The organism is Sphingopyxis sp. (genome assembly GCF_034380315.1).
Lineage (GTDB): Bacteria > Pseudomonadota > Alphaproteobacteria > Sphingomonadales > Sphingomonadaceae > Sphingopyxis.
The window spans coordinates 1-25,227 of record NZ_JAXMPB010000001.1; the positions used below are offsets into that span (position 1 = coordinate 1).

At 64.6% G+C, this 25,227-nt stretch carries 25 protein-coding genes, 1 tRNA gene and 1 riboswitch; of the genes, 12 read left to right on the forward strand and 14 right to left on the reverse strand.

Annotated features, from left to right (window positions below; translation table 11 throughout):
• The first annotated feature begins 340 nt into the window (after positions 1–340).
• A complete protein-coding gene (locus U0S50_RS00005; protein ID WP_322306698.1) occupies positions 341–1,261 on the forward strand; it encodes a DUF5655 domain-containing protein in 921 nt (306 codons plus the stop codon).
• Positions 1,262–1,282: 21 nt separating this feature from the next.
• Complete coding sequence (locus U0S50_RS00010) at positions 1,283–2,536, forward strand: NYN domain-containing protein (RefSeq protein ID WP_322306699.1); 1,254 nt, start codon at positions 1,283–1,285, stop codon at positions 2,534–2,536.
• 198 nt (positions 2,537–2,734) lie between these two features.
• Here U0S50_RS00010 and U0S50_RS00015 read toward each other — a convergent pair.
• Positions 2,735–2,809, reverse strand: a tRNA-Gln gene (locus U0S50_RS00015).
• Between the two features lie 69 nt (positions 2,810–2,878).
• Positions 2,879–3,964 carry a branched-chain amino acid aminotransferase gene (locus tag U0S50_RS00020; protein WP_322306700.1) on the reverse strand — a complete coding sequence of 362 codons (1,086 nt, stop codon included), beginning with the start codon at positions 3,962–3,964 and terminating at the stop codon, positions 2,879–2,881.
• Between the two features lie 78 nt (positions 3,965–4,042).
• On the opposite strand from U0S50_RS00020, the gene U0S50_RS00025 reads away from it, so the two are divergent.
• Positions 4,043–4,555, forward strand: a complete 513-nt coding sequence (locus tag U0S50_RS00025) for a MarR family winged helix-turn-helix transcriptional regulator (RefSeq protein ID WP_322306701.1) — start codon at positions 4,043–4,045, stop codon at positions 4,553–4,555.
• 40 nt (positions 4,556–4,595) lie between these two features.
• Here the strand turns inward: U0S50_RS00025 and proC are convergent, their stop codons facing one another.
• Both proC and U0S50_RS00035 read right to left on the reverse strand, forming a co-directional pair.
• Complete coding sequence (gene proC, locus U0S50_RS00030; protein WP_322306702.1) at positions 4,596–5,426, reverse strand: pyrroline-5-carboxylate reductase; 831 nt, start codon at positions 5,424–5,426, stop codon at positions 4,596–4,598.
• Positions 5,427–5,444: 18 nt separating this feature from the next.
• Entirely contained in the window at positions 5,445–7,121 is a 1,677-nt protein-coding gene (locus U0S50_RS00035) for an alkaline phosphatase family protein (RefSeq protein ID WP_322306703.1), read from the reverse strand.
• 98 nt (positions 7,122–7,219) lie between these two features.
• Here U0S50_RS00035 and U0S50_RS00040 point away from each other — a divergent pair, with 98 nt between their 5' ends.
• The 5 genes from U0S50_RS00040 to U0S50_RS00060 all read left to right on the forward strand — a co-directional run bounded on the left by U0S50_RS00040 (position 7,220) and on the right by U0S50_RS00060 (position 11,722).
• The gene (locus U0S50_RS00040; protein WP_322306704.1) at positions 7,220–9,298 is read left to right on the forward strand and encodes a protein-disulfide reductase DsbD family protein; all 2,079 of its coding nucleotides are present in this window, start codon (positions 7,220–7,222) and stop codon (positions 9,296–9,298) included.
• Entirely contained in the window at positions 9,298–10,038 is a 741-nt protein-coding gene (locus tag U0S50_RS00045) for a TlyA family RNA methyltransferase (protein WP_322306705.1), read from the forward strand. The genes U0S50_RS00040 and U0S50_RS00045 overlap by 1 nt, the downstream gene beginning before the upstream one ends.
• 61 nt (positions 10,039–10,099) lie before the next feature.
• Complete coding sequence (locus U0S50_RS00050; RefSeq protein ID WP_322306706.1) at positions 10,100–10,651, forward strand: TspO/MBR family protein; 552 nt, start codon at positions 10,100–10,102, stop codon at positions 10,649–10,651.
• Between the two features lie 40 nt (positions 10,652–10,691).
• Complete coding sequence (locus tag U0S50_RS00055) at positions 10,692–10,991, forward strand: accessory factor UbiK family protein (RefSeq protein WP_322306707.1); 300 nt, start codon at positions 10,692–10,694, stop codon at positions 10,989–10,991.
• Between the two features lie 224 nt (positions 10,992–11,215).
• A complete protein-coding gene (locus U0S50_RS00060; protein WP_322306708.1) occupies positions 11,216–11,722 on the forward strand; it encodes a YbjN domain-containing protein in 507 nt (168 codons plus the stop codon).
• 103 nt (positions 11,723–11,825) lie between these two features.
• Here U0S50_RS00060 and U0S50_RS00065 read toward each other — a convergent pair whose 3' ends face one another.
• From U0S50_RS00065 to U0S50_RS00095, 7 genes are all read right to left on the reverse strand, one after another.
• Positions 11,826–12,785: a right-handed parallel beta-helix repeat-containing protein gene (locus U0S50_RS00065; protein WP_322306709.1), complete on the reverse strand. Its 960-nt coding sequence runs from the start codon at positions 12,783–12,785 to the stop codon at positions 11,826–11,828.
• Positions 12,786–12,878: 93 nt separating this feature from the next.
• Positions 12,879–13,784, reverse strand: coding sequence for a sulfite exporter TauE/SafE family protein (locus tag U0S50_RS00070; RefSeq protein WP_322306710.1), 906 nt, complete (start codon positions 13,782–13,784; stop codon positions 12,879–12,881).
• Between the two features lie 8 nt (positions 13,785–13,792).
• Positions 13,793–16,411, reverse strand: a complete 2,619-nt coding sequence (metH, locus tag U0S50_RS00075) for a methionine synthase (RefSeq protein WP_322306711.1) — start codon at positions 16,409–16,411, stop codon at positions 13,793–13,795.
• Positions 16,412–16,433: 22 nt separating this feature from the next.
• Positions 16,434–16,958 carry an N-acetyltransferase gene (locus tag U0S50_RS00080; RefSeq protein WP_322306712.1) on the reverse strand — a complete coding sequence of 175 codons (525 nt, stop codon included), beginning with the start codon at positions 16,956–16,958 and terminating at the stop codon, positions 16,434–16,436.
• A 3-nt stretch (positions 16,959–16,961) separates the two neighbouring features.
• On the reverse strand, positions 16,962–18,011 hold the full coding sequence (locus U0S50_RS00085; protein WP_322306713.1) for a homocysteine S-methyltransferase family protein: 1,050 nt from the start codon (positions 18,009–18,011) through the stop codon (positions 16,962–16,964).
• Positions 18,008–18,952 carry a methylenetetrahydrofolate reductase gene (metF, locus tag U0S50_RS00090; RefSeq protein ID WP_322306714.1) on the reverse strand — a complete coding sequence of 315 codons (945 nt, stop codon included), beginning with the start codon at positions 18,950–18,952 and terminating at the stop codon, positions 18,008–18,010. The genes U0S50_RS00085 and metF overlap by 4 nt, the downstream gene beginning before the upstream one ends.
• Positions 18,949–19,941: a metalloregulator ArsR/SmtB family transcription factor gene (locus U0S50_RS00095; protein ID WP_322306715.1), complete on the reverse strand. Its 993-nt coding sequence runs from the start codon at positions 19,939–19,941 to the stop codon at positions 18,949–18,951. Before U0S50_RS00095 ends, metF begins: the two co-directional genes overlap by 4 nt.
• 235 nt (positions 19,942–20,176) lie before the next feature.
• Here U0S50_RS00095 and U0S50_RS00100 point away from each other — a divergent pair, with 235 nt between their 5' ends.
• The 4 genes from U0S50_RS00100 (at position 20,177) to U0S50_RS00115 (ending at position 22,155) form a co-directional block, all read left to right on the forward strand.
• Positions 20,177–20,494, forward strand: coding sequence for a hypothetical protein (locus U0S50_RS00100; protein ID WP_322306716.1), 318 nt, complete (start codon positions 20,177–20,179; stop codon positions 20,492–20,494).
• 212 nt (positions 20,495–20,706) lie between these two features.
• Positions 20,707–21,003, forward strand: a complete 297-nt coding sequence (locus U0S50_RS00105) for an entericidin EcnAB (protein WP_322306717.1) — start codon at positions 20,707–20,709, stop codon at positions 21,001–21,003.
• A gap of 82 nt (positions 21,004–21,085) precedes the next feature.
• Entirely contained in the window at positions 21,086–21,283 is a 198-nt protein-coding gene (locus tag U0S50_RS00110; protein ID WP_322306718.1) for a hypothetical protein, read from the forward strand.
• Positions 21,284–21,351: 68 nt separating this feature from the next.
• Positions 21,352–21,455: riboswitch (ZMP/ZTP riboswitch) on the forward strand.
• A 19-nt stretch (positions 21,456–21,474) separates the two neighbouring features.
• Positions 21,475–22,155, forward strand: coding sequence for a DJ-1/PfpI family protein (locus U0S50_RS00115; RefSeq protein ID WP_322306719.1), 681 nt, complete (start codon positions 21,475–21,477; stop codon positions 22,153–22,155).
• 34 nt (positions 22,156–22,189) lie between these two features.
• Here the strand turns inward: U0S50_RS00115 and U0S50_RS00120 are convergent, their stop codons facing one another.
• From U0S50_RS00120 to groES, 3 genes are all read right to left on the reverse strand, one after another.
• Positions 22,190–22,936 (reverse strand): glutaminyl-peptide cyclotransferase, encoded by a 747-nt coding sequence (locus U0S50_RS00120; RefSeq protein ID WP_322306720.1) that lies wholly within the window; start codon positions 22,934–22,936, stop codon positions 22,190–22,192.
• 151 nt (positions 22,937–23,087) lie between these two features.
• Complete coding sequence (gene groL / locus U0S50_RS00125) at positions 23,088–24,734, reverse strand: chaperonin GroEL (protein ID WP_322306721.1); 1,647 nt, start codon at positions 24,732–24,734, stop codon at positions 23,088–23,090.
• Between the two features lie 64 nt (positions 24,735–24,798).
• The gene (groES, locus tag U0S50_RS00130; protein ID WP_322306722.1) at positions 24,799–25,086 is read right to left on the reverse strand and encodes a co-chaperone GroES; all 288 of its coding nucleotides are present in this window, start codon (positions 25,084–25,086) and stop codon (positions 24,799–24,801) included.
• Positions 25,087–25,227: the final 141 nt, after the last annotated feature.

A 25,227-nucleotide genomic window follows, 5' to 3' on the forward strand; every position in this document is an offset into this window, starting at 1 on the left:
CCTTCGTGATCCAGGACCATCCGGACCGCACGTGCGCGAACCTCAGGTGCAAATTTGTTCGTTGTCTTACTCATTACAGGCCCTTCCTCTCAGGAGTTAGGGCCTCCGGCAATCCCGGGGCGGTTCAGAACTATTTGATCGCTATATCTACGTGGGAGCCACACGCGCCGCGACTTTCCTGGGATTAACTTGCCAGGAATCGACGCTCCCGGCCACGCTAGAACACCCTGAGTTGTGCTACGGGGCAAAATGGTGAGCCATATACTGAGTCGTCATTGGGTGGCCTACCGTATGATTTTGGCCGCAGCCGGTATCGTGCAACGGAGGGAATGCTGATTCAATGAGCGACCTGAAGCTTTTTCGCACCGGCGCTGGTTCCGTCACCGAAATTTCTGGCGGCGCAGTGGCGCTGGAAAAATCGTTGCAAACGCTTTTCGAGGCTAATCTGGAAGCTCTGCTCGGCGTCCGTTTCCTGGCGTCCGAATTCGGAACCAATACCGGCGGACGGATGGACACGCTCGGTATTGACGAGAACAACGCGCCGGTCGTCATCGAGTATAAGCGCGCGTCGAACGAGAACGTGATCAACCAAGGGCTGTTCTATCTCGACTGGCTGATGGGCCACCGCAAGGACTTCGAGTGGCTGGTTATGGAACGCCTGGGCAAAGAGGTTGCCGAGAAAGTCGATTGGTCTGGATCTCGCCTGATCTGTGTCGCGGGCGATTTCCAGAAGTGGGATGAACATGCCGTAAAGCAGATGAATCGGACGATCGACCTGGTGCGCTACCGCCGATACGGCGAAGACCTGCTACTTCTGGAACAGCTGACCGCGACAACCGCCAGCGGCGCAGGCGCCGTCTCCTCGGCGGCGACCTCGACCGGCAATTTGCCGCCGGCCAAGAAATACAAAACTATATCCCGGCAACTCGAGGAGGCATCGCCCGCTTTGCTCGACCTCTATCACGCCGTCGCCGATTATCTTCAGGCCCAAGGCGATGATGTGCAGGTGAAAACGACCGACTTCTACGTCGCGTTCCGACGGCTCAAGAACTTCGCTTGTGTGGAGTTACGCAATCAGATCGGCAAGCTGCTGGTTTATGTCCGGATTGATCCAGACACGGTCACTATCGAATCCGGCTTCACGCGCGACGTTCGCGGGATCGGCCACTTCGGAACCGGCGATCTCGAGATAACGATCCAGTCGATGGGCGATCTGGACAAGGCTAAGCCCCTGTTCGATGCAGCGTATCAGAATAGCTAGCCTCGATCTCGGAGAACAACGGTGGCGAAAAGCGCCCTTCTTATCGATTTCGACAATATATTCAGTGCGCTTTGGTCCCTAGACCAGCGTATTGCGATAAAGTTCGCCGCCGAACCGGGAGATTGGCTTCAAATTCTCGCTAACAGCTATTTGAGCGAGGACGCGCGCCGATGGTTATTCGCACGCTGCTATCTTAACCCGGCGGGCTTTGTTAGTGGACCGGGGGATGCGGGCGAACGTCTATATTTTTCCAGATTCCGGCCCGGATTTGTCCGAGCTGGCTTTGAGGTCGTCGATTGCCCTGCCGTGTCGCGAGGCAGAAAAAATGCTGCCGATATCCGGATCGTAATCGACGCACTGGATTTGCTCTCCCACCGCACGCGCTTTGACGAATTCGTAATCGCATCCGGCGATTCGGACTTCACGCCGCTGCTTCAGCGCTTGCGGGCCGAAGACCGACGTATAGCCGTTCTTTCACCGGGCTATCTCGCGGCGGCCTATTCTGCGGTGGCAGATCGGATCATAGGGTTCGAAGCGCTTGAAACCATTCTGAACGCTGACATAGAGAACGACGCCCCCTCGTCGCAGACAGGGCCAGAGCCGGCCGGAATGGGCCAGGAAAATGCTGTCAGTGATGAGGCGAGCAACTTTGCCGCCTTCATCAGGACGCGATATGACCAAGCGACGGAACCGCTAAATCTTGCTGCATTAGCGTTCGAGACTGCGAGGATTTGCCCAGCCGCAAAGCAATCTGCGTGGTTCGGAAAGGGTTTCAAAGGCGCCGTTTCGGATTTGCACCTCCCCAATGTGCGGACATCCCAGCATCACATTTGGGATGACGAACGGCATCAGCCTCCGTCCGCCGCGCCCACTTCGGAAAGCTCCATTCCTAATTCCGTTGCCGAATTGAGCAGGCAGCTCGAGCTTCCTCGCCTCGAAACCGGTGGTTGGCAGGCGCTCTTTGCAACGTTGGAACTCTATTCCGACAGCCATGAATTTCGTCTTTCCGAGGCCACCCGTTGGACTCGCGACAAACTTGCTGAGCAGGGTGTGCAGATCGCGCGCGCATCGATCGGTCAAGTGGTTCGCGGCGCGCAAATCGGCGGAGCCCCGCTAAACGAAAGCGCAATTCCGAGCGCGAAGGCGATAGGAGATGCGTATCTTGCATCATTAATGGGGCGCGCTGAGACTCTAGGCGTATCGATTGATAAACCCACCGAAGAGACTCTCGCGGCCCTGTTCGGCATATCCGACGGTCATCGCCAAGAGGGATAGAGCCGCGCGCTCCCAAGCGGCTGCGAGCAGTCAAATATCATTGCAAACGCCCCGATCAAATCTGCTCTTGCAATCTCGTCCGCGTAGATTCATCGTAGACCTACAGGGGCCACGGCCAGGTGCCACGGGGTGCGGCCTCCGTATTTCATACGCAGAAATTCGTTTTGATTATCAAATAGTTGAAATAACAGCACCGACTGGCTGGGGCGGCAGGATTCGAACCTGCGCATGGCGGTACCAAAAACCGCTGCCTTACCGCTTGGCTACGCCCCATCGGCCGGTGCGAGCGGGTCTATAACGCCGCCGCGCCGATTGGCAAGGCAGCGTTGCATATCCCCTCTCTTAAAGGCGCGTCACCCAACCGTGCGGATCGGCGGCGCGGCCGCGCTGGATATCGACGAGCTTGTCCTTGAGCATCCCCGTAATCTGTCCCGGACCGCCCGCCCCGATGGTGAAGCTTGTTTCACCGCGCGTCACGCGCCCGACCGGCGTAACCACCGCGGCGGTTCCGCAGGCAAAACTTTCGGTTAGGCGCCCGCTTTGCGCATCAGCCTGCCACTGGTCGATTGCATAAGGTTCCTCACGCACGGTCAGGCCGGCGTCACGCGCCAGAGTCATGATCGCATCACGGGTGATGCCGGGCAAGATACTGCCGGTCAGTGGCGGCGTGATCAGGCTGCCATCGTCGAACACGAAGAACATGTTCATGCCGCCCAGTTCCTCTATCCAGCGATGTTCGGCCGCATCGAGAAACACGACCTGATCATGCCCCTTGGCAATCGCTTCCTGCTGCGCGATCAGGCTGGCGGCGTAGTTGCCGCCGCATTTGGCCGCGCCGGTACCACCTGGTGCCGCGCGGGTATAATCCTCTGACACCCAAAGCGAGACTGCCGGTGCGCCGGATTTGAAGTAGTTTCCGACCGGCGACGCGATAACGAGGAAATGATATTCCGACGCCGGCTTCACGCCCAGAAACACCTCGCTCGCGTACATGAAGGGGCGCAAATAAAGCGCACCGCCATCGACCTGAGGGAACCAATCCGCATCGGCGGCAACGATTTCCTTGACCGCAGCGATGAACAATTCTTCGGGAAGTTCAGCCATTGCCATGCGGCGCGCCGAGGCGTTGAAGCGCGCGGCGTTCGCTTCGACCCGGAACAGCGCCATCGAGCCATCGTCAAGCCGATAGGCCTTTAGCCCTTCGAAAATCTCCTGCGCATAATGAAGCACCGCGGTTGCGGGATCGAGTGACAACGGACCGCGCGGCATGACCTGCGCATCGTGCCAGCCCCGACCTTCGGTATAACGGACCGACACCATATGGTCGGTGAACACCCGTCCGAACGCCGGATCGGCGACGGCCGCAGCCCTGATACCGTCCGCTGTCGGATTGGGGTGCGGCAAACGGGCGAAAGCGGGTGCGGACATTGCGGAAACCTGTGTTCTGAAGGTTGATGGCTGCGCGCCTCTTGCCAAAGGCGGGCGCGGCGCGCAACGGTAGTGATTATGATCGAGGAAAATTTTCTTTCACAAGTCCCCGCTGCATCAGCCCTTTTCTTACGCGAAGAAGAGGTGCGTCGAGGAATCGAATTTCTGTTTTTCGCCCATGGTTCCTTGTGGCGCGCCATCGACGCGCGGTTGGGGGAGCATTGTTTGGGGCGGGCTCATTATCGTTCTCTCTATTTTATCGCGCGTCAGCCCGGGCTGACGATCACCGATCTGCTGACGCTGCTCGGCATCACCAAACAGTCGCTGGGTCGCGTGATCAAGGAGCTGGAAGCGCGCGATCTGGTGACGACGCGCCCCGGCAACCGCGACCGGCGACAAAAGGAGCTGCGCCTGACCGACGCCGGACGGGCCATCGAAAAATCGATCTTCACCGCGCTGCGCGACGCGATGAGCCGCGCCTATACCCACGCGGGTCAGGCGGCGGTAACGGGATTCTGGCAGGTCAGCGAAGCGCTGGTGCCGCCGCGCGACCGGGCGCGGGTGATCGCGCTAGGCCGCGCCCCGGACTGACCGCGGCCAGCCCCGGCGCCCCCGCCCTTCCCGCGCTTTTTCAGCCGTCGCCGCGGGCGATATCGGCCAGTTCGCGTCCACGATCGCGCGCGGCGCGCAGCACATTGGTCATCAACGCCGCGAGTTGGCCGCCCTCGTCGAGCACGTCGAGCCCGGCCTGTGTCGTGCCGCCCCGGCTGGCGACCTGCGCGATCAGCCCCGCCGGCCGTTCACCGCTGTCGGCAAGCAGCGCGGAGGCACCGCCGAAGGTCGCATTGGCAAGCACGAGCGCGTCTTCGGAGCTGAGGCCCAGCCGTTCGCCCGCCGCCGCATACGCCTCGATCAGGCGGAACACGAAGGCAGGGCCGCTGCCGGTAAAGGCGGTAACAAGATCCATCGTCGTATCGTCGGCGAGTTCGACGACCCGGCCGAGCGGGGCAAGCAACGCGCGGATCGCCGCGTGATCGGCATCACCCAGGCTGGCCACCGCCGAAACCCCGGCGCCGATCCGCGCGGCAAGGTTGGGTAGGATGCGCACATGCGCCCCTGCTTCGGGAAAACGGGCAGCTAGATCGGCGAGCGAGACCCCCGCGAGGATCGACAGCAGGCGAACGTCGGGCGCGAGTTGCGGCGCCAGTTCGCCGGCTACCTCGCCAAGCTGTTGCGGTTTCATGCCCAGCATGATCCAGTCGGCCCGGCCGCCGGCAGCCTGCCATTCGGCGATCGATCCATGCTGTGCCACCCCGTCGCGCGGTGTCGCGCCCGGATCCACGATCGCCACCTGCGCCGCGTTCAGCCCCGATGCCAGCCAGCGATCGAGCATCGCCCCGGCCATGTTCCCGCATCCGACCAACAGAAGCTGGCCGGAAAAATTCCGCAAACCCTTTGTCATTGTCTTTCTTTTCGTTCCCTATCGGCAACTGCTCTCTGGCCCCGACAACAGGTCGAGGCAGCGGCCGTCAATCTTTGCCGGATCGACCGGCAGGCCGATCAACGACGCCAACGTCGGCAAAATATCCACCGTCATCACGGCATTGGGCTGTTCGAAACCGGCCAGTCCCTTGCGCCAGAAGATGATGGGCACGCGGCGGTCATAATCCCACACCGAACCATGTGTCGCGACATAACCGACGCCCGGTTCGGCAATCGGGGTGACACGCGGCTTGAGCGCGATGATGAAATCGCCCGAGCGGTCGGGGTGCCAGGATGCGCGCAGCTTGTCCATCAGCGTCCAGACGTCGGCCGGACGCTTGGAAATCGGGTGCGCCGCCAGTTCCTCGCGCGTGACCACGGCCTCGATCTGCGGATGCGCGCGCAGACGCGGCAGAATCTCGGCCAGCGCCGCCTTGCGCTGTGCCGGGGTCAGCGATTTCGAGAGATAATAATCGCCGCCATCGCCGACCAGAAGCGGTTGCGGCAGGCCGAGCTTTTCGGCCACCACCTTGCCCAGCGCCTCGGGATCGAGCGCCCGGTCGACGCGCTGCGCGTCGGGCCAGGCGTTCTGGCGATTGCGTTCGGGCAGGTCGTGACCGCCGTGATCGGCCGTGAGCGCGACAGCATAGTCGATGCCGGTGGCATCGAGCCGCGCGAAGAAATCGCCCAGTTCGCGGTCGAGCCCCGCCATCTGCAGACACATTTCGCTGCCTTCGGTGCCGGTGCTGTGGCCGACATAGTCGGTCGCCGACAGGCCGACGATCAACAGGTCGGTGGTATCGCCTTCGCCCATCTTGCGCGCAGCGCGCAGCGCAGCCGCCGTGGCGAGCACCGCACCGTCAGCCTCTGGAGAGGCGCGGAAACGATTGAAATCGCCGGCATCGCGCGCCATCCGCCCCGTGCCGACCGTACCGCCCTTGGCCAGCGGAATCGCGATGTCATGGCCCGCGCAATCGGCGGGCAGGACAAGACCCGGACGCGGCTGTGCCAGCGCTGCCACGATCGCCGCGCTCGCCTTTTGCGCGGTCGGCGACAGGGTGGTGCCACGATAGCTGGTCAGCCCGCCGGCCGTCAGCCACATCAGTTCATCGGCCTGACGCCCGCCCATCATGATGGCCGCGCGATCCTTGCCCGCGACCGACACCACCTGCGCACGCGGATCGCGCGCCTTCATCAGATCGCCCAGCGTCGGGACGAGCAGATGCTCGACCGAAGCAGCATATTGTTTCGACGACGTGCCGGGCACGGTTTCATCTTCGGCGCAATAGATGCGCTTGTCTTCGCGCGCCGCCGACAGGTCGATATAATTGTTCGCGATGATCCCGGTGTGGGTCGGATGGTTTCCGGTCAGGATCGTCGAATGGCCGGGGCAGGTTTCGGTGGCGCCATGCGCCTGATACCCCGAAGGAAAGACGACACCGCTGGCAAGCCGGGCCAAGCCACCGGTAAAACTGCCGCGATATTCGGCGAAGATATCGGCCGAAAACTGGTCCACGGCGATCATGACAACCAGCTTGGGCGCCGGTGTCGCCGCCGTGACCTTGGCCGCCGGCGGCGCGACATTCTGAGCAAAACCGGTTCCGGTTCCCGCAACGCTGAGGAGCGCCACAAGGGGAAGAGCAGCAAGAGCGGTGGTCAGACTTTTGAGCTTCACGGGCGAATTCTCCGTCAGGGGTCGTCGGCGCGGGCTGTCCTCTCGGCCAAACCCGCCTATATGGCAAGCCTTGAACGACGCATGATGACAGGATGGCCATGAATTTCGGCAGGCAGGACAGCGCAATTCGGGGATGGCGCGCGGCGATCGCCCTGATGATCCTCGCGCTGTTCGCGGTCGCGCCGGCGCGGGCGCAAATGCCCAATATTACCGCTCAGCTTGTCGCCGAAACCCAGACGCCCGCCCCCGGCAGCACGACCAGCATCGCGCTGACCATGGACCCGGCAAAGGGATGGCACGGTTATTGGGTCAATGGCGGCGACGCCGGATTTGGCCTGTCCGTCGAATGGAACGCGCCCGAAGGCGTCCATATCGCCCCCTTTCAATATCCGGTTCCCGAACCGCTGATCCTGTTCGGCATGATGAACCATGTCTATGAGCATCCCTATGCGCTGCTCGCCGATGTGCGCGTGGACAAAAGCGTCGCACCGGGCACCGACCTGACCGTGTCGGGCATCGCCAACTGGCTGGCCTGTACCGACAAAGTGTGCGTCCCCGAAAAGGCGGTGATTTCGGTCAAGCTGGTAGCAGGCAACGGCGCAATCGCCGCAGCCGAGCGCGAACGCTTCGATGCCTGGCGCGCCCGGTTGCCCCAGCCGCTGGGCCAACCGGGCCGCTGGGAACGGCGCGGCGACATGCTGCGCTTTGCCGTTCCCCTGCCCAAATCCATGTCGCTGACCACGCCGCACCTGTTCGCCGAAACGCAGAATCTGGTCGATTATGCCGCCCCGCAAAGCTTTAGCCGCAACGGCGATGATATCATCATCGAAACCAAGGCAAAGGGCGAGGCCGCCGGCATGGTGGCGGCTCTGCTCAAACTGGATGCCGCGCGCGGCCTGTCGGTGCGGTTCGAACCCGGCGCCGTGCCCGCGCCCGGCGAGCGGATCGCGACCGGCACGGCGAGCGGCGCCAGCGCGTTCGACATGGCGCTGTTCTGGACGGCGCTCGGCGGCGCGATTGTCGGGGGGCTGATCCTGAACCTGATGCCCTGCGTTTTTCCGATCCTGAGCCTGAAGGCGCTGAGCCTGGCGCGGTCGGGCGGCGAGCCGCGCGCGGCGAAGGTCGAGGGGCTGGCCTATACGGCGGGTGCGGTCATCACCGCCCTGTTGCTCGGCGGCCTGCTTTTGGGCCTGCGCGCGGCGGGCGAACAGGTAGGCTGGGCCTTTCAGCTTCAGCACCCGCTGAGCGTGCTGATCCTGTTGCTGCTCGCCGTGGCGATCACGCTGAACCTTGCCGGAACCTATGAACTTCCGTCCTTTGGCGGGGGCGCGAAGCTGAGCGAAAAGGGCGGAGCGACCGGCGGTTTCTGGACCGGTGCGCTCGCCGCCTTTGTCGCGACGCCGTGCAGCGGGCCGCTGCTCGGCGCGGCGCTGGGCGCGACGCTGGTGTTGCCCGCCTGGGCCGCGCTGCCGATCTTCGGCGGGCTGGGACTGGGACTGGCCCTGCCCTTTCTGGCGATCGCCTTTCTGCCCGCCCTGCGCAACCGGCTGCCCAAGCCGGGGCCGTGGATGGCAAAATTTCGCCGATGGATGGCGGTGCCGATGGCGCTGACCGCGCTGGCGCTGGGCTGGCTGTTGTGGCGGCAGCTCGGCGGGGCGGCGATGCTGGCCTATCCGGCGATCGCGACCATCATGGCCGCGCTATTCCTGTGGCATTATGGCGCGATCCAGCGCGGCGACCGTCGCCATTGGGTGTTGGGTGCCGCCGGGTTGCTGTTCGTCGGCAGCTTTGCCGGAGCCGCAGCCGAAAGCCTGACCTTTGAACGGCAGGCCAGCCTGTGGGGATCGACCTTTTCCCCCGAAGCGCTGGCCAAGGCACAGACGACGGGCCAGCCGGTTTTCGTCTATTTCACCGCCGACTGGTGCCTGTCGTGCAAGGCGAACGAGGCCGGAGCGATCAACCGCGAGGCGGTGCAAAAGGCGTTCGACAAGGCGGGCGTCGTCACACTGGTCGGCGACTGGACCAATGGCGATCCCGTCATCACCCGGACGCTGGCCGAGCATGGGCGCAACAGCGTGCCGCTGTACCTGTGGTACGCGCCGGGTGCCGCAAAGCCCGAGATTCTGCCGCAAATCCTGACACCCGGGATGCTGGTGGAAAAGGCGAAGGAACGCTGATGGCCAAGGTGCGCGCCGACCAGTTGCTCGTCGACCGCGGGCTCGCCGAAAGCCGGACGCGCGCGCAGGCGCTGATCCTGGCGGGACTGGCCTTTGTCGGCGACCGCAAGATCGACAAGGCGGGGCAACAGATCGCCGAGGAAGCGGCGATCAGCGTCAAGGGCCGCGACCATCCGTGGGTCTCGCGCGGCGGCATCAAGCTCGACCATGCACTCGCCCATCTGGGCTGGGACGTCGCGGACGCCGTCGCGATCGACGTCGGATCGTCGACCGGCGGCTTTACCGACGTGCTGCTGAGCCGCGGCGCGGCGCGCGTCTATGCCGTCGATTCGGGGACCAACCAGCTCGCCTGGAAACTGCGCCAGGACGAACGGGTGATCGTCCACGAACAGACGAGCGCGCGCATCCTGACCGCCGATCATATCCCCGAGGCGATCGAGCTGATCGTGTGCGATGCGAGCTTTATCGCGCTGTCCAAGGTGCTGCCGGTGCCGATGGGCTTTGCCCGGACCGGCGCGCGGCTGGTCGCGCTGATCAAGCCGCAGTTCGAGGCCGAACGCCACGAAGTCGGCAAAAAGGGCGTCGTCCGCGACAGCGCGGTCCATGCCCGCGTCTGCGAAGCGGTGCGCGACTGGCTGGATGGCGCGGGCTGGACGGTGATCGATCTGGTCGAAAGCCCAATCACCGGCCCCGAAGGAAATGTGGAATTTCTGATCGCCGCCGAGCGGCGAGCCGCTTGACGCTGGCGCTGCTTGTCGCGACATCTGTGCGCAAAGATTCGTGAGAGGGGACCAGCCGAGCATGAGTGAAATCGCCACACCGGGCCAGCTACGCATGTCCTATTGGCGCTGGGCGATGATCACGGTGCCCGCCATCGTGCTGGTCGGCAGCCTGATGGGGCTTGTTTCGAACAGCGGTTATGACAATCGCTGGTTCGCGGCGCTAAACCTTCCCGCCATCACCCCGCCGGGCTGGGTGTTCGCGACGGTCTGGCCGCTGCTTTACGTCTGCCTCGGCCTGTCGCTCGCGATGATTCTCCATGCCCGCGGCGCGCAGGGGCGGGGGTTTGCTTTGATCCTGTTTTTCGTTCAGCTGTTGGCAAATTTCGCCTGGTCGCCGCTGTTTTTCGGGGCGCATCAGGTGACGACGGCCTTTTACCTGATCATCTTCATCCTGATGGTGACGATCGCCACCGCCTTTGCCTTTGCGCCGATCCGCAAGGCGGCGGCGTGGCTGCTCGTCCCCTATATGGCCTGGCTGAGCTTTGCCGCGATCCTGAATTTCCAGATCGATCAGCGCAATCCCGACGCCGAAACCCTTGTCCCCGCCGCCGCCAGCACCCAAATAGGATGACGGCAAGGGGGTCCCCTCCCCCCACAAAGGAATGGATGACATGCAGAGCGAAAACCGCATTTTCGACGATCTGGCCAAGATGGTGAACGGCCTTGCCGGAACCGTGGCCGGGGCCGGCCGCGAGGCCGAGGCGGCGATGCGCGAACGCGCGCGCGAATTCATCGGCAGCATGGATTTCGTGAGCCGCGAGGAATTTGAAGCGGTGAAGCAGATGGCCGCAACCGCCCGCGCCGAGGCCGAAGCACTGAAGGCCCGGATCGACGCGCTGGAAGCGGCCGCCAAGCCCGCCGCGCCCAAGCCCGCCGCCAAGAAGCGCGCAGCCCCGGCCAAGGACGCCTGAACCCGCAGGCCCGAACGGGGCGGCCGAACGCGGCGGCAGACGCCCCGCATTGGCCGCCCGGCAGGACCGGGCGTTTGTATGGTATTATGTATGGTACGGATCGACCGGACCATGGCTTTGCCGCACATCGCGCACGGATCGCGCAAGCAAGCGCGCCGCCCGCGACACCCCAAAGCCGATCACGCGACTCGCGTCCGGAGGCAAGTAAGGCTAAAGGCCAGCGCATGAGTGACGATATTTACGACGATGACGACGGCCAGGACGCTGCGCCGCTGGACATGCTGGCATCCTATTTCGGGGCGCACGACTGGCCGCACGAGATGGTCGGCGAGGACGAGATCGTCGCCACCGCGCAGGGCAGCTGGACCACCTATGAACTGCGCGCGGTGTGGCGCGCCGACGACGGCGTCATTCAGTTGCTCGCCTTTCCCGACATTCGGGTGGTCGAGGACAAACGCAGCGTCGCGCACGAAGCGCTGGCGATGATCAACGAGCAACTGTGGCTCGGCCATTTCGAACTATGGTCGAACAGCGGCACCATCCTGTACCGCCACGGCATGTTGCTGGGCAGCGAGGCGACGCTGTCGCTGGAGCTGGCCGAAACGCTGGTCGAAAGCGCGATCGACGAATGCGAGCGTTTCTATCCGGTGTTCCAGTTCGTGCTGTGGGGCGGCAAGACGCCCGCCGAGGCGCTGGCGGCTTCGCTGATCGAAACGCGCGGCGAGGCGTAAGCCCCCACCCCATGCCCTTGCTTCCTGCCTCGGCTTCGTGCCTTGGCGTCGTTCGGCACGAACGGGGAAGGAGCGGCAGCGGCCGGGGGCCTGGCGCCTGTCCCTAGCGCCTTTCGTAGCGCGTCAGACCCGGCCCGAGATCGTTGGCGCCGATCGCCAGTTCCTCTCCGCTCCAATCCGCGACGAACGCCGATTTGCGCCCGATGCCCTGCGGCAGGCTGGCGCGATTGCCCTCTATCACCAGTCCGCGCGACGGATTGCGGCGTTCCTCTGCCGCCACCGCGATCAGCGCCGAATAATTTTCCTTGTCGCGGCCCTGGACAAGCAGATTGTTCGCGATGCGGCCGGTGGACCCGGCGGGCAGATCGATCAGATAGTTGGTCGTGCTGCCCTGGCTGTCGTCGAAGCTGTTGTCGCGAATATCGACCCGCGTCGCGCGGGTTTTCAGATAATGGCCGCCGCTGCCCTTTTCGAAGCGCGTCCGGGTCACGGTGACGCGGCCATATAGGCCGGTATAGACGCTGTGCGCGCAGCTGAGCCCGCGATCGCAGCGCCCGAGGCGCGAAAAGGTCGAGCGATCGATGGTCAGCGCGCCGCCGGGATCTTCGGCAGTCAAAATACCTTGTTCGCTGCCGCGGAACAGGCTGTTGACCACATCGAGATTGCTGCGTTCGAGCCGGATGCCCGCGCCATTGCCGTCGGGCACGCGCATATTCTGGAACACCAGCCCGTCAACGCGCGCGCCGCCGCCGCGCAGCACCAGTGCCGCCTTTCCTTCGCAGGTCACGCCATCGAAGATCGCGCGGCCGGGTTCGGCGGCGACAAAGGCGATGCGCCCCGCCGTCTGCACCGCGCATTGTTCGTGATAGCCGGGGGCGATGCGGATCGTGCCTTCGCCGCCGCCGATCGCATCGACGGCATCCTGCAACCGGGCGAACCCCTGCCCCGTTTCGGCGACCACATAGGGTGCGCCGCCCGATTGCGCGGGCGCAGCGCCGGGCACGAGCAGGAACGGAAGGGCGAGCAGCGGCAGCAACGGCCGACGAAGGGAGCGTTTTACCATGGCGCGACCCTATCGCATCGCGCGCGCCAAGTCTTTCGCGAAGGCGGTTAACGGCGCGGCCGTCCCCATATCGGACAGGCGCGGCGCCGCGCCTTAACGCCAGTTGAGCGCAACCAGATAGAGGCTGGACCCGACGATCCACAGCCCGTCGAGCGTTTTCAGCCGCAGCGCGCCGAGCCAGAGCGCGATCGGCCGCGCGAGGAAGCCGCCGACCATCGCGCCCGGCCCGGCGAGCAGCACAACCTCCCACGGGATGGTTCCCGCATCGACATGCCATATCGCGCCCGCCAGCACGCTGACCGCCGAAATGACGCAGGCGGCGCCGGTGCTGAGCAGCACCGGATAGTGGCGCGTGAACAGGTAGAGCGCGACCAGTTCGCCGACCCCGACCGAGAAAAAGGCGGTCACAAAGCCGCCGGGCACCGCGAGCAGCGCGACGACCGCCAGATCGACCGGCGCCAGTTGGCGGCGTTCAGGAAGGTCGCGATTGACGGTCCATGTCGCGATCAACAGCACGCTGCCGAACAGGATCGAAAAGCCCTTGAACCCCAGCAGAACCGACTGGGCGTCAAAGGCGGCGAGGCGCTGGGTCGCCAGCATCACGGGAAGCGAAATGAGCAGCACCACCGCGCATATCCGCGCATAATCGCCGAGGCGAACGGGCGCGTCGGGGCCCGCGGGCTGGTGGATCAGCCGATCGGTCCAGCGCGCCGCACCCATCGTCATCCCGAAACACTGGATCAGGAAACTGGCCGCCGTCACCTCGATCGGCGAGAGGTCGAGCACGCCCCATTCGCGAAAGATACTGAACACCGGGACGAAAACGACCCCGCCCCCGGTCCCCGAGGTGTTGGCGATGATCGCGCCCGCCGTCCCGATCAGCGGCAGGAACCAGAGCCGGGCGAGCAGCGGCCAATCGACCGGCGCCAGACAGAGGATGGCGAGCCAGATCGACGCAGCGAGCGTCAGCGCAAGATGCGGAAGCCTGACGCGCGCCACCGGCCCGGTCAGTCGAGATTGGGACGCAGCCAGCGCGTCGCGGTGTCGATATCGACCCCGCGCCGCAGCGCATAATCGGCGAGCTGGTCCGGCCCGACCCGCGCGACGCCGAAATAGGCGGCGTCGGGATGACCGAAGTAGAAGCCCGACACCGCCGCGGTTGGCAGCATCGCAAAGCTGTCGGTCAGCGTCGCGCCCGAATTATTGCCGGCATCGAGCAGATCGAACAGGATCGGTTTCAGGCTGTGGTCGGGGCACGCCGGATAGCCGGGCGCGGGACGGATGCCGCGATATTCCTCTTTGACGATCGCCTCGGGCGTCAATTGCTCGGCGGGGGCATAGCCCCACAAATCGGTACGGACATGCGCGTGCAGCCGTTCGGCAAAAGCCTCTGCAAAACGGTCGGCGAGCGCCTTCAGCAAAATATCGCTATAATCGTCGTGCGCCGCCTTGAAGCGCGCGAGATGCGGCTCGATGCCGTGGATCGCGACCGAAAAGCCGCCGATCCAGTCGCCGTCGTGGCTGACGAAATCGGCAAGGCACATGTTCGCCCGCCCCTCGCGCTTGGCGATCTGCTGACGCAGGAAGGGGATGCGGACATGCTCCTCGCTATCCTCGAGGTGGATGATGACATCGTCGCCCTCGCGGCGGCACGGCCACAGCGCCGCGACACCGCGCGCGGTCAGCCAGCCTTCGCCGACGATTTTGTCGAGCATCGCGCGCGCATCGGCATAAAGGCTGCGCGCGCTTTCACCGACCACCTCGTCGTCGAGGATCGCGGGATAATTGCCCGCGAGTTCCCAGGCGCGGAAGAAAGGCGTCCAGTCGAACCATTCGACGAGGTCGGCCATGTCCCAATTGTCGAAGACATGGACGCCCGGCTGTTCGGGCGGAAAGGGCCGGATATGTTCGTCGATCGCAAAACCGTTGGCGCGCGCGTCGGCGATGGGGACGAGCGCGCTTTGCCCCTTGTTCGCGCGCACGTCGCGGACATGGGCATAATCATCCTTATAGCCCTTTACATAGGCGTCGCGCCCGGTGTCGCTGACCAGCGCGGTCGCGACCCCGACCGCGCGGCTGGCGTCGAGGACGTGGAGCACCGGCCCCTGATAGGCGGGATCGATGCGCAGCGCAGTATGGACCTTCGACGTCGTCGCGCCGCCGATGAGGAGCGGCATCGTCATGCCCGCGCGCTGCATCTCTTCCGCCACCGTCACCATTTCGTCGAGCGAGGGGGTGATGAGGCCCGAAAGGCCGATCATGTCGGCGTCATTTTCGTTCGCCGCCTCTAGGATCTTCGACCAGGGCACCATGACGCCGAGGTCGACGATTTCAAAGCCGTTGCACTGGAGCACGACGCCGACGATATTCTTGCCGATGTCGTGGACGTCGCCCTTGACGGTCGCCATCACGACCTTGCCCTTGCCCTTTGCCCCCGGTTCCTTCGCCGCTTCGATGAAGGGCAAGAGGTGCGCGACCGCTTTCTTCATCACCCGCGCCGATTTGACGACCTGGGGCAGGAACATCTTGCCCGACCCGAACAGGTCGCCGACGACGTTCATGCCGTCCATCAGCGGCCCTTCGATCACCTCGATCGGGCGGTCCATCGCCTGCCGCATCTCTTCGGTATCGGCGACGATATGCGCGTCGATGCCCTTGACCAGCGCATGTTCGAGGCGCTTTCGCACCTCCCAGCCGCGCCATTCCTCGGCCGCCTTTTCCTGCGCGGCGTCCTTGCCCTTATAGCGTTCGGCGAGCGCGATCAGCCGTTCGGTCGGGCTTTCGGCCTCCCCCTCCACCTTGCGGTTGAGGATGACGTCCTCGCACGCATGGCGCAGTTCGGGGTCGATCGTGTCATAGACGTCGAGCTGACCCGCGTTGACGATCGCCATGTCGAGCCCGGCGGGGATCGCGTGATAGAGAAAGACGCTGTGCATCGCGCGGCGCACCACTTCATTGCCGCGAAAACCGAAGGAGAGGTTCGACAGCCCGCCCGAAAAATGCGCGTGCGGGCAGCGGACACGGATTTCCTTCACCGCCTCGATAAAATCGACGGCGTAATTGTCATGCTCCTCGAGCCCCGTCGCGACCGCGAAGATATTGGGGTCGAAGATGATATCTTCTGGCGGGAAGCCGATGGTCATCAGCAATTTATAGGCGCGCTCGCAGATTTCGATCTTGCGCTCCTTCGTGTCGGCCTGGCCGACCTCGTCGAACGCCATGACAACGACCGCGGCGCCATAATCCATGCATTTGCGGGCGTGGGCGAGGAAAGGCTCCTCCCCCTCCTTCATGCTGATCGAATTGACGATCGGCTTGCCCGGCACGCATTTCAGCCCGGCCTCGATCACGTCCCATTTCGAGCTGTCGATCATCACCGGCACCCGCGCAATGTCGGGTTCGGCGGCGATCAGCTTCAAAAAGGTGGTCATCGCATATTCGGCGTCGAGCAGGCCTTCGTCCATGTTGACGTCGATGATCTGGGCGCCGTTTTCGACCTGCTGGCGCGCGACCTCGACCGCCGCGGTGTAATCGTCGGCAAGGATCAGCCGCTTGAACGCGGCCGACCCGGTGACGTTGGTGCGTTCACCGATATTGACGAAGCTGGAAGAAGACGAGGGAGTCATGAAACGGTCCGGATAAGGGGCGTCAGCGGGTTATGGGGCGGGCGAGAACGACGTCGTCATATAATTTCCCCCCGACATCGAACTGACGTTCGGCGATCGGTTCGAAACCCTGTTTGCGGTAAAAGGCGATGGCCCGCGCATTGCCCGCATAGACGCCGAGCAGCAGCCGTTCATATTCCGCCGCGGCATCGACCGCCGCCTTCATCAGCGCGGCGCCCAGCCCGCTGCCGTGAAAGCGCGACAGCGAATAGATGCGCTTCAGTTCATAATCGCCCGGGCGCGCGCCAGGAAGGTCGGGCGCCGACGACAGCGCAAAACCCACCGGCGCGTTGCCCGTGCCGATTTCGGCCAGCCAAGCGAGCGCGCCGCTGTCGATATAGGCTTCATAGGCGGCCCGGCTGTGCGCGCGTTCGCAATGCGCGACGATGGCATCGCCGTCGAGAATGCCCGCAAAGGTTTCCAGAAAGGTCGCCGCGCCGATCAGCGCCAACGCGCCCGCGTCCGCGCGCGTCGCCGGGCGGACGCGCCATTCCACTGCATTTTCCATGTTTCAAGCCACCATTGTAAAGGGTTCAAGTCCCGCCAGGCGGGTGCGCACCGGCACGTCGGGAATCGATCGCGGCGTCAGCCCCGCAACGGCGCGCGCCATCGCGGCGATATGCGCCGGGGTCGAGCCGCAGCAACCGCCGAGGATATTGACCTGGCCATGATCCGCCCATTCGCGGACCAGCCCCGCCGTCGTGTCGGGCAGCTCGTCATATTCGCCGAGTTCGTTGGGCAGGCCGGCGTTGGGATAGACCATCACCAGCGTATCGGCGAGATCGGACAGCACGCGGACATGCGGGCGCAGCTGCGCCGCGCCGAACGAGCAGTTGAGCCCGATGGTCAAAGGCCGCGCATGGCGCACCGCATACCAAAAGGCCTCGACCGTGTGGCCCGACAGGTTGCGGCCGCTGAGGTCGGTGAGGGTCATCGAGATCATCAGCGGCAGCTCGCGGCCGATCTGTGCCTCCGCCTCCAGCGTCGCGGCGATCCCCGCTTTCGCATTCAGCGTGTCGAAGATGGTTTCGATCAGGATGAAATCCGCCCCGCCCTCCGCAAGCGCGACAACCTGTTCGCGATAGACATCCTTCAATTCGTCGAAGTCGATCTCTCGATAGCCCGGGTTGTTGACGTCGGGCGACAGCGACAGCGTCTTGTTGGTCGGGCCGACCGCGCCCGCGACGAAGCGGCGGCGGCCGTCCTGCGCCTGGAATTTGTCGGCGGCTTCGCGGCCCAACCGGGCGCTTTCATGGTTGATGTCGGCGACCAGCGCCTCGGCGCCGTAATCGGCCTGGCTGATCCGGTTGGCGCTGAAGGTGTTGGTCGAGACAATGTCCGACCCCGCCGCCAGATAGGCCTCGCCGATCGCGGTGACGACATCCTGGCGGGTCAGCGCGAGAATGTCGTTATTGCCTTTTTGGTCATGCGATAGGCCGAGCGATCCCGCATAATCGGCCTCGTCCAGCTTGCGCAGCTGGATCTGGGTTCCCCAGCCGCCGTCGGTCAGCAGGATGCGCTCGCGCGCCGCCGCATGCAGCGCTTCGCGGGCGCCGGTCATGCCGCCTTCTCCGCCAGCGGCGCGGCGCCCCTTGGCCGCATGCCGAGCAGGTGGCAGATGGCATAGCTGAGCTCGGCCCGGTTGAGCGTGTAGAAATGGAAATCGCGCACCCCGCCCGCATAGAGGCGGCGGCACAGTTCGGCGGCGATCGTCGCGGCGACGAGCTGGCGCGCCGCCGGATGATCGTCGAGCCCGTCGAACAGCGACCCCATCCAGGCCGGAATCGCGGTGCCGCACATGTCGGCCATGCGGCGCGTCTGCGACACGTTCGATACGGGCAGGATGCCGGGGATGATCGGCGCGTCAATGCCCGCCGCCGCCGCCGCGTCGCGAAAACGCAGAAAGGCGTCGGGCGAAAAGAAGAATTGGGTGATCGCGCGGGTCGCGCCCGCGTCCATCTTGCGCTTCAGATTGTCGAGATCGGCCTGCGGACAATCGGAATCGGGATGGACTTCGGGATAGGCGGCGACCGAAATGTCGAAGGGCGCAATGGCTTTCAGCCCGGCGACCAGTTCGACCGCATTGGCATAGCCCTGATCGTGCGGGCGATAGGGCGCCCCGCCCGGCATGTCGCCGCGCAATGCGACGATATGGCGCACCCCGGCATCCCAATAGGCACGCGCCACCTCGTCAATCTCGGCGCGCGACGCCTCTACACAGGTGAGGTGCGCGGCGGGCGGCACGGCGCTTTCCGCCGCGATGCGGGCCACCGTCGCATGGGTGCGCTCGCGCGTCGACCCGCCCGCGCCATAGGTGACCGAGACGAAGCGCGGCGCCAGCGGTTCGAGCGTGTGGAAGGTGTCCCACAGCTGCGCCTCCATCCGGTCGGTCTTCGGCGGAAAAAATTCGAAGCTGACGCCGATGTCGCCTTCGAGATTGGCGAAAAGCGGCGACGCCGCGGCGCGGCGAGCCTCCGCAAGCGAATCGAGATTGGTGGTCATGCCGCAAGCCTTTTGCGCTGGGCGTCGCCGTCATGGGCGACCGGGGGTTGATCTTCATCGCTGCGACGGCGGCCGAGCCAGAGCTTTACGGCCAGCTCTCCGCCTTCGAGCGTCTGGGTGTTTTCAAGGAGCAGCCCGTTCGAGGCGAACCAGCCGCGGATCTGCGCGTCCGAGAAGCCGAGGCGGGCGTGCGCCGCGAGCGTGCGCAATTCTTCATCCTCGTGCGGGGCGAAGTCGACGACAAGCAGATGCCCGCCGCCGCGCAGCACCCGCGCCGCCTCTGCGATCACGCGGTCGGGTTCGTGCGCGAAATGCAGCGCCTGGTGGATGACGATGCTGTCGATGCTGGCATCGGCCATCGGCAGGTTGAGGAAATCGCCCTGTATCAGGTCGACCGGCACGCCCTGATCGGCGAGCTTGGCGCGCGCGATCCGCAGCATTTCGGGGCTGCGGTCGAGCGCGGTGATGTGGCGCGCAGTCGGCGCGAAGATTTCGGCCATCCGCCCCGTCCCGGTGCCGATGTCGAGCAAATGGCCGAGACGGCGATTGTGCATCATCGCCAGCATCGCCGCCTCCACCTCGCTTTCGGCGACGTGACGCGAACGGATCGCATCCCATTCGGCGGCATGATCGGCGAAATAGCGTTCGGCAGCCGCGACGCGGTCGGTCCGGATCGCGGCCAGACGGCGCGCGTCATGCGCGATGACCAACGCCTCGCGCGAGGAAAAGGGCCAGTTTTCAGCGCGCGCAATGATATCGCCAACCGGCCCTTCGCGCGCTATGCGCAGAAAAACCCAGCTTCCTTCGCGGCGGCGTTCGACGATCCCGGCCTCGACCAGAATGCGGACATGGCGCGACACGCGCGGCTGGCTTTGGTCGAGCACGACGGCAAGTTCGCCGATCGCCAGCTCCATCTCGCGCAAAAGCGCCACGACTCGCAGTCGGGTCGGGTCGGCCAGGGCACGAAAAATGTCGAGCAACTCGTTCACGGGATGACATATAAAGCTTTCTTTATATCCGGTCAACCGAACGCGACCCCGCTTTTCCCGCCGCGCAGCGCCCCTCGACACCATGATTGCGACGAATCGTCGCCCGGCATTCCAAAAAGGACGTTGCGCCTGTTTTTGCGAAACGATAATCCTGCAGGTGATTGGCAATTTGCCGGATCGAATTGTTCGTATCCAGATGCCGATCGATCAGTTTAATCGAGAGGGGTATTCCCATATGAAGAAGTCGATCACTCTGTCGCTCGTCCTTGCCACGTCGCTGGGCCTCGCCGCTTGCGCCGAAAAGGCCGCTGACGACGCCGCCGCCACCGACACCTCGACCGAAACGGTCGAAGGCGCTGCCGACGGCGCGATGGAAGCAGCTGCCGGCGCCGCCGACGCTGCTGCTACGGCCGGCGAAGCCGCCGACGCGGCTGGCGATGCCGCTGCTGCTGGCGATGCCGCGACCGCGACCGACAAGGCCGCCGAAGCTGCCGACGCCGCCAAGGAAGCTGCCGACGCCGCCAAGGGCGCGATGGAAGAAGCCAAGAAGTAAGCTTTTTCCAGCCTTCAGGGCTTTTGAAAAAGTTGGGGGTCGTCGGCACGCCGACGGCCCCTTTCTTTTGCCCGGCGCCCCCCGCGCGGCGATCCGCGCAATGGACCATTTGTCCCATAGCGCGCACCGCGGTTGCCAAGGCCTTCATCCGGGGTTAAGCCTGCGCGCAGCGTGGCCGGTTCAGGCCACCGGGGTAATCGAAAGGAATTTTCATGCGCAAACTGATCATCGCCTCGATGGCCGCCGCGGCCTTCAGCCTCACCGCCTGCTCGGAAAAGGCGCAGGAAGAAACGTCGGAAGCCGGCGCCGCCGTCGCTGACGACGCTGCCGCTGCGGGTGACGCGATGGCTGAAGGCGCTGCCGATGCCGCAGCCGCAACCGCCGATGCCGCCAATGACGCGGGCAACGCCGTCGAAGGCGCCGCCGCTGCTGCTGGCGACGCCGCCGCAGCCGCCGGCGACAAGGTTGCCGAAGAAACCGCCAAGGCCGAAGCCAACGACAAGAAGTAAGTCGCTGGCGCGCCCTGAGCGTGTTACGAAAAGGGGGCTCCATCCACCGCGGATGGGGCCCTTTTTCATGGGAGGTCCGAACATGACGCATCGCCGAAGCCTGGCCGGATGGATGATCGCCGTTGCCGCGACCGGCCTTGTCAGCGGCTGTAGCCGGACCGACAATGAACCCGGCCCCGGCGGGGTCACGGTCAGCGAGGCCAAGGCGCTGGACGACGCGGCCGAGATGCTGGAAAGCCGCGACGGCACCGCCGACGCCGCGACCGACGGACAAGAATAGCACTCCCCTTCCCCGCGCGCCCTTTCCTCGTGTTCCTCTTTCCCCGCGTTCCGTGCGCGCCTATCATCGCCGCGTTCCGCGACTGGCGCTGAAGATGGAGTCCCATCGGGAAGCGGAGCCGCCCCCGCCCTTTCCGGCGGAGGATGACGGGCCGCGCGCCTGGGCCATCCATCGCACCGAAGGAGACGCCCATGGCCGACCAGCCCATCCAGATCGTGTTTCTGCTGTTCCCCGGCATCACCCAGCTTGATTTCACGGCGCCTGCCCAGGCGCTTTGCCGGATGCCGGGCGCGCGTATCGCCGGGGCGGCGGCCAGCCTGGCGCCGATCGCCACCGACAGCGGATTTTCCATCGTGCCGACGCATGATTTCGCGTCCTGCCCCGCCGCCGACATCCTGTGCGTGCCCGGCGGGCACGGCATTGCCGACGCCCTGGCCGACCCCGCCACCATCGCCTTTGCCGCGCGGCAGGGCGAGGGCGCGCAATGGGTGACGAGCGTTTGCACGGGCGCCTTTCTGATCGGCCGCGCGGGCCTGTTGCGCGGCAGGCGGGCGACCACCCACTGGGCCTATACCCATTTGCTGCCGCTGGTCGGCGCCGTTCACCAGCCCGCACGCATCGTCGAGGACGATCATGTCGTGACGTGCGGCGGCGTGACATCGGGGCTCGATTTCACATTGACCCTGATCGCCCGGCTGAAAGGCGACATGGTGGCGCAGACGATCCAGCTTGCGATCGAATATGATCCCGCCCCGCCTTTTACCGGCGGCCATCCCGACCGGGTACCCGCCGCGATGACCGCCGCGTTGAAGGCGCGGGTCTATGACGCGGCGGCCGGACGGATGGAGGCGGCGTTGCAGGCGGCCGATTGACCGCCAACGGGGTCAGGACGGCGGGGTCGGGGCGCTAGGCGCAATCGGCGAGTTCGATCTGATAGAGTTTCGGCCAATATTTGCCAGTGACGAACAGGCGGCGCTTTTCGGCATCCCAGGCGATGCCGTTGAGCACGCTGTCGGTGCCGTGGGCGCCCGCATCCTGTTTCAGCCCCGACAGGTCGATATAGGAGAGGATCGCGCCCGAGGCGGGATCGATGCGGACGATAAGGTCGGTCATCCAGACATTGGCCCAGATTTCGCCCTCCACCTGCTCCAGCTCGTTGATCATTCCCAGCGGACGACCGCCGAAGGTGACGGTAACGCGCCGCTGTTCGGTCATCGTCGCGGGATCGAAAAAGCGCAGCGTCGGGGTGCCGTCGCTGAGCACCAGGCTGTCGCCGTGGAGCGTGACGCCCCATCCTTCGCCTTCGTAGCGGAAATTGCCGATCGGTTTCAGGTCGCGAACCCGCCAGCGATGGCCGACGCCGCCCTGCCAGGTGACGCCGATGATCTGGTCGCGCCAGCGGACGATGCCTTCGCCGAACTGGTCGTCGGGCAGGCGCGCGCTGCGCAGCGCCTTTCCGGTCCGAAGATCGATGCGCGCGACGCGCGAATGGCCATATTGCCCGGTGCCTTCGTATAAATGCCCATCGTGCCAGAAGAGACCCTGGGTGAAGGCGGCCGGGTCGTGCGGAAAGGTTTCGACGATGCGATAGCCGCAGCGTTCGATGGACGCAGGATCGGCAACGGCGGCCGCGAGGGCAAGAAAGAGGCTCATCGCCCCTTGCTATGGCGCACCATCTGAACTGGCAATGGCCCAGATGCGCAGCCCGACGCCGCTTGATGGAGCGGGAAGCGCAAAGAAAAGGGCCGGTGGATCGCTCCACCGGCCCTCTTTCTCGTTTGGCAGGATGCCGAACGGCGCGGACTTAGAAGTCCATGCCGCCCATGCCGCCCATGCCGCCAGCGCCGCCCATCGGCATCGCGGGCTTGTCTTCGGGCAGTTCGCTGACCGCCGCTTCGGTGGTGATCAGCAGGCCCGACACCGACGCGGCGTCCTGAAGCGCGGTGCGCACGACCTTGGTCGGGTCGATGACGCCAGCAGCCTTCAGATTTTCATAAACGTCGGTCGCGGCGTTGAAGCCCTGGTCCTGGTTGTTTTCGCGCAGCAGGTTGCCAGCGACAACCGCACCGTCGTGGCCGGCGTTGGCCGCGATCTGGCGCAGCGGCGCTTCGATCGCCTTGCGGACGATGTCGATGCCGCGGGTCTGGTCGTCGTTCGCGCCCTTCAGGCCGTCGAGGGCCTTGGTGGCGTACAGCAGCGCCGTACCGCCGCCGGGGACGATGCCTTCTTCGACCGCAGCGCGGGTCGCGTGCAGCGCGTCGTCGACGCGGTCCTTGCGTTCCTTCACTTCAACCTCGGTGGCGCCGCCGACCTTGATCACCGCAACGCCGCCGGCGAGCTTTGCCAGACGTTCCTGCAGCTTTTCACGGTCATAGTCGCTGGTCGTGGTTTCGATCTGGGCGCGGATCTGTTCGACGCGAGCCTTGATCGCATCGGCTTCACCGGCACCGTCGACGATGGTGGTGTTGTCCTTGTCGATGGTGACGCGCTTGGCCTGGCCGAGCATGTTCAGCGTGACCGATTCAAGCTTGATGCCCAGATCTTCGCTGATCATTTCGCCCTGCGTCAGGATCGCGATGTCCTGCAGCATCGCCTTGCGGCGATCGCCGAAGCCCGGTGCCTTGACCGCTGCGACCTTGAGGCCGCCGCGCAGACGGTTGACCACGAGGGTCGCGAGCGCTTCGCCTTCGATGTCTTCGGCGATGATGAGGAGCGGACGGCCCGACTGCACAACCGCTTCGAGGATCGGAAGCATCGACTGGAGGTTCGACAGCTTCTTTTCGAAGATCAGGATGTACGGATCAGCCAGTTCGACCGTCATCTTTTCGGGGTTGGTGATGAAGTAGGGCGACAGGTAACCGCGGTCGAACTGCATGCCTTCGACGACGTCGAGTTCAAACTCGAGGCCCTTGGCTTCCTCGACGGTGATCACGCCTTCCTTGCCGACCTTTTCCATCGCTTCGGCGATCTTTTCGCCGACTTCGGTGTCGCCATTGGCCGAGATGATGCCGACCTGGGCGATTTCCGACGTACCGGCAACCGGGGTCGAACGGCCCTTCAGATCTTCGACGACCTTGCCGACCGCGAGGTCGATGCCGCGCTTCAGATCCATCGGGTTCATGCCGGCGGCAACCGACTTCATGCCTTCGCGAACGATCGCCTGGGCGAGCACGGTCGCGGTGGTGGTGCCGTCACCGGCCTTGTCGTTCGCCTTCGAGGCCACTTCGCGCAGCATCTGCGCGCCCATGTTTTCGAACTTGTCCTTGAGTTCGATTTCCTTGGCGACCGACACACCGTCCTTGGTGATGCGGGGGGCGCCGAAGCTCTTGTCGATCACGACGTTGCGGCCCTTGGGGCCCAGCGTGACCTTGACGGCGTCGGCGAGGATGTCGACGCCCTTCAGGATGCGCTCGCGCGCGTCGCGCGAAAATTTTACGTCCTTGGCAGCCATGGGGATGCTCCTTTAAAAAATCGCAGAAAACTGCGTAACTTTACACTGAAATCGACAGGTCCGTTCAGGCGAGAATGCCCAGGATGTCCGATTCCTTCATGATGATCAGCTCTTCGCCATCGACCTTGACCTCGGTGCCCGACCACTTGCCGAACAGGATGCGGTCGCCAGCCTTGACGTCGAGGGGGATACGATCGCCATCATCATCGCGAGTGCCTTCGCCGACGGCGACGACTTCGCCTTCCTGCGGCTTTTCCTTGGCAGTGTCGGGGATGATGATGCCGCCAGCCGTCTTTTCTTCGGCTTCGATACGGCGGACAAGCACGCGGTCGTGCAGCGGACGAAATTGCATGGAAGTCCCTCCAATAATGCAACGGATGTCATTTAGCACTCGCAGGAGGCAAGTGCTAACAGCGGCCATATGGGCAGCCCCTGTTACAGGGTCAAGGCAAGGCCGAGAAAATTTTCGGCGCCGCGTTGCAGACGTCAGATG

Bases quoted from the DNA above. Each gene is read 5' to 3' on its own strand.
- U0S50_RS00005 (WP_322306698.1), top strand. From the start codon at position 341: ATGAGCGACCTGAAGCTTTTTCGCACCGGCGCTGGTTCCGTCACCGAA.
- U0S50_RS00020 (WP_322306700.1), bottom strand. From the start codon at position 3,964: ATGTCCGCACCCGCTTTCGCCCGTTTGCCGCACCCCAATCCGACAGCG.
- U0S50_RS00025 (WP_322306701.1), top strand. From the start codon at position 4,043: ATGATCGAGGAAAATTTTCTTTCACAAGTCCCCGCTGCATCAGCCCTT.
- proC (WP_322306702.1), bottom strand. From the start codon at position 5,426: ATGACAAAGGGTTTGCGGAATTTTTCCGGCCAGCTTCTGTTGGTCGGA.
- U0S50_RS00040 (WP_322306704.1), top strand. From the start codon at position 7,220: ATGAATTTCGGCAGGCAGGACAGCGCAATTCGGGGATGGCGCGCGGCG.
- U0S50_RS00045 (WP_322306705.1), top strand. From the start codon at position 9,298: ATGGCCAAGGTGCGCGCCGACCAGTTGCTCGTCGACCGCGGGCTCGCC.
- U0S50_RS00050 (WP_322306706.1), top strand. From the start codon at position 10,100: ATGAGTGAAATCGCCACACCGGGCCAGCTACGCATGTCCTATTGGCGC.
- U0S50_RS00055 (WP_322306707.1), top strand. From the start codon at position 10,692: ATGCAGAGCGAAAACCGCATTTTCGACGATCTGGCCAAGATGGTGAAC.
- U0S50_RS00060 (WP_322306708.1), top strand. From the start codon at position 11,216: ATGAGTGACGATATTTACGACGATGACGACGGCCAGGACGCTGCGCCG.
- U0S50_RS00065 (WP_322306709.1), bottom strand. From the start codon at position 12,785: ATGGTAAAACGCTCCCTTCGTCGGCCGTTGCTGCCGCTGCTCGCCCTT.
- metH (WP_322306711.1), bottom strand. From the start codon at position 16,411: ATGACTCCCTCGTCTTCTTCCAGCTTCGTCAATATCGGTGAACGCACC.
- U0S50_RS00080 (WP_322306712.1), bottom strand. From the start codon at position 16,958: ATGGAAAATGCAGTGGAATGGCGCGTCCGCCCGGCGACGCGCGCGGAC.
- U0S50_RS00085 (WP_322306713.1), bottom strand. From the start codon at position 18,011: ATGACCGGCGCCCGCGAAGCGCTGCATGCGGCGGCGCGCGAGCGCATC.
- metF (WP_322306714.1), bottom strand. From the start codon at position 18,952: ATGACCACCAATCTCGATTCGCTTGCGGAGGCTCGCCGCGCCGCGGCG.
- U0S50_RS00100 (WP_322306716.1), top strand. From the start codon at position 20,177: ATGAAGAAGTCGATCACTCTGTCGCTCGTCCTTGCCACGTCGCTGGGC.
- U0S50_RS00105 (WP_322306717.1), top strand. From the start codon at position 20,707: ATGCGCAAACTGATCATCGCCTCGATGGCCGCCGCGGCCTTCAGCCTC.
- U0S50_RS00110 (WP_322306718.1), top strand. From the start codon at position 21,086: ATGACGCATCGCCGAAGCCTGGCCGGATGGATGATCGCCGTTGCCGCG.
- U0S50_RS00115 (WP_322306719.1), top strand. From the start codon at position 21,475: ATGGCCGACCAGCCCATCCAGATCGTGTTTCTGCTGTTCCCCGGCATC.
- U0S50_RS00120 (WP_322306720.1), bottom strand. From the start codon at position 22,936: ATGAGCCTCTTTCTTGCCCTCGCGGCCGCCGTTGCCGATCCTGCGTCC.
- groL (WP_322306721.1), bottom strand. From the start codon at position 24,734: ATGGCTGCCAAGGACGTAAAATTTTCGCGCGACGCGCGCGAGCGCATC.
- groES (WP_322306722.1), bottom strand. From the start codon at position 25,086: ATGCAATTTCGTCCGCTGCACGACCGCGTGCTTGTCCGCCGTATCGAA.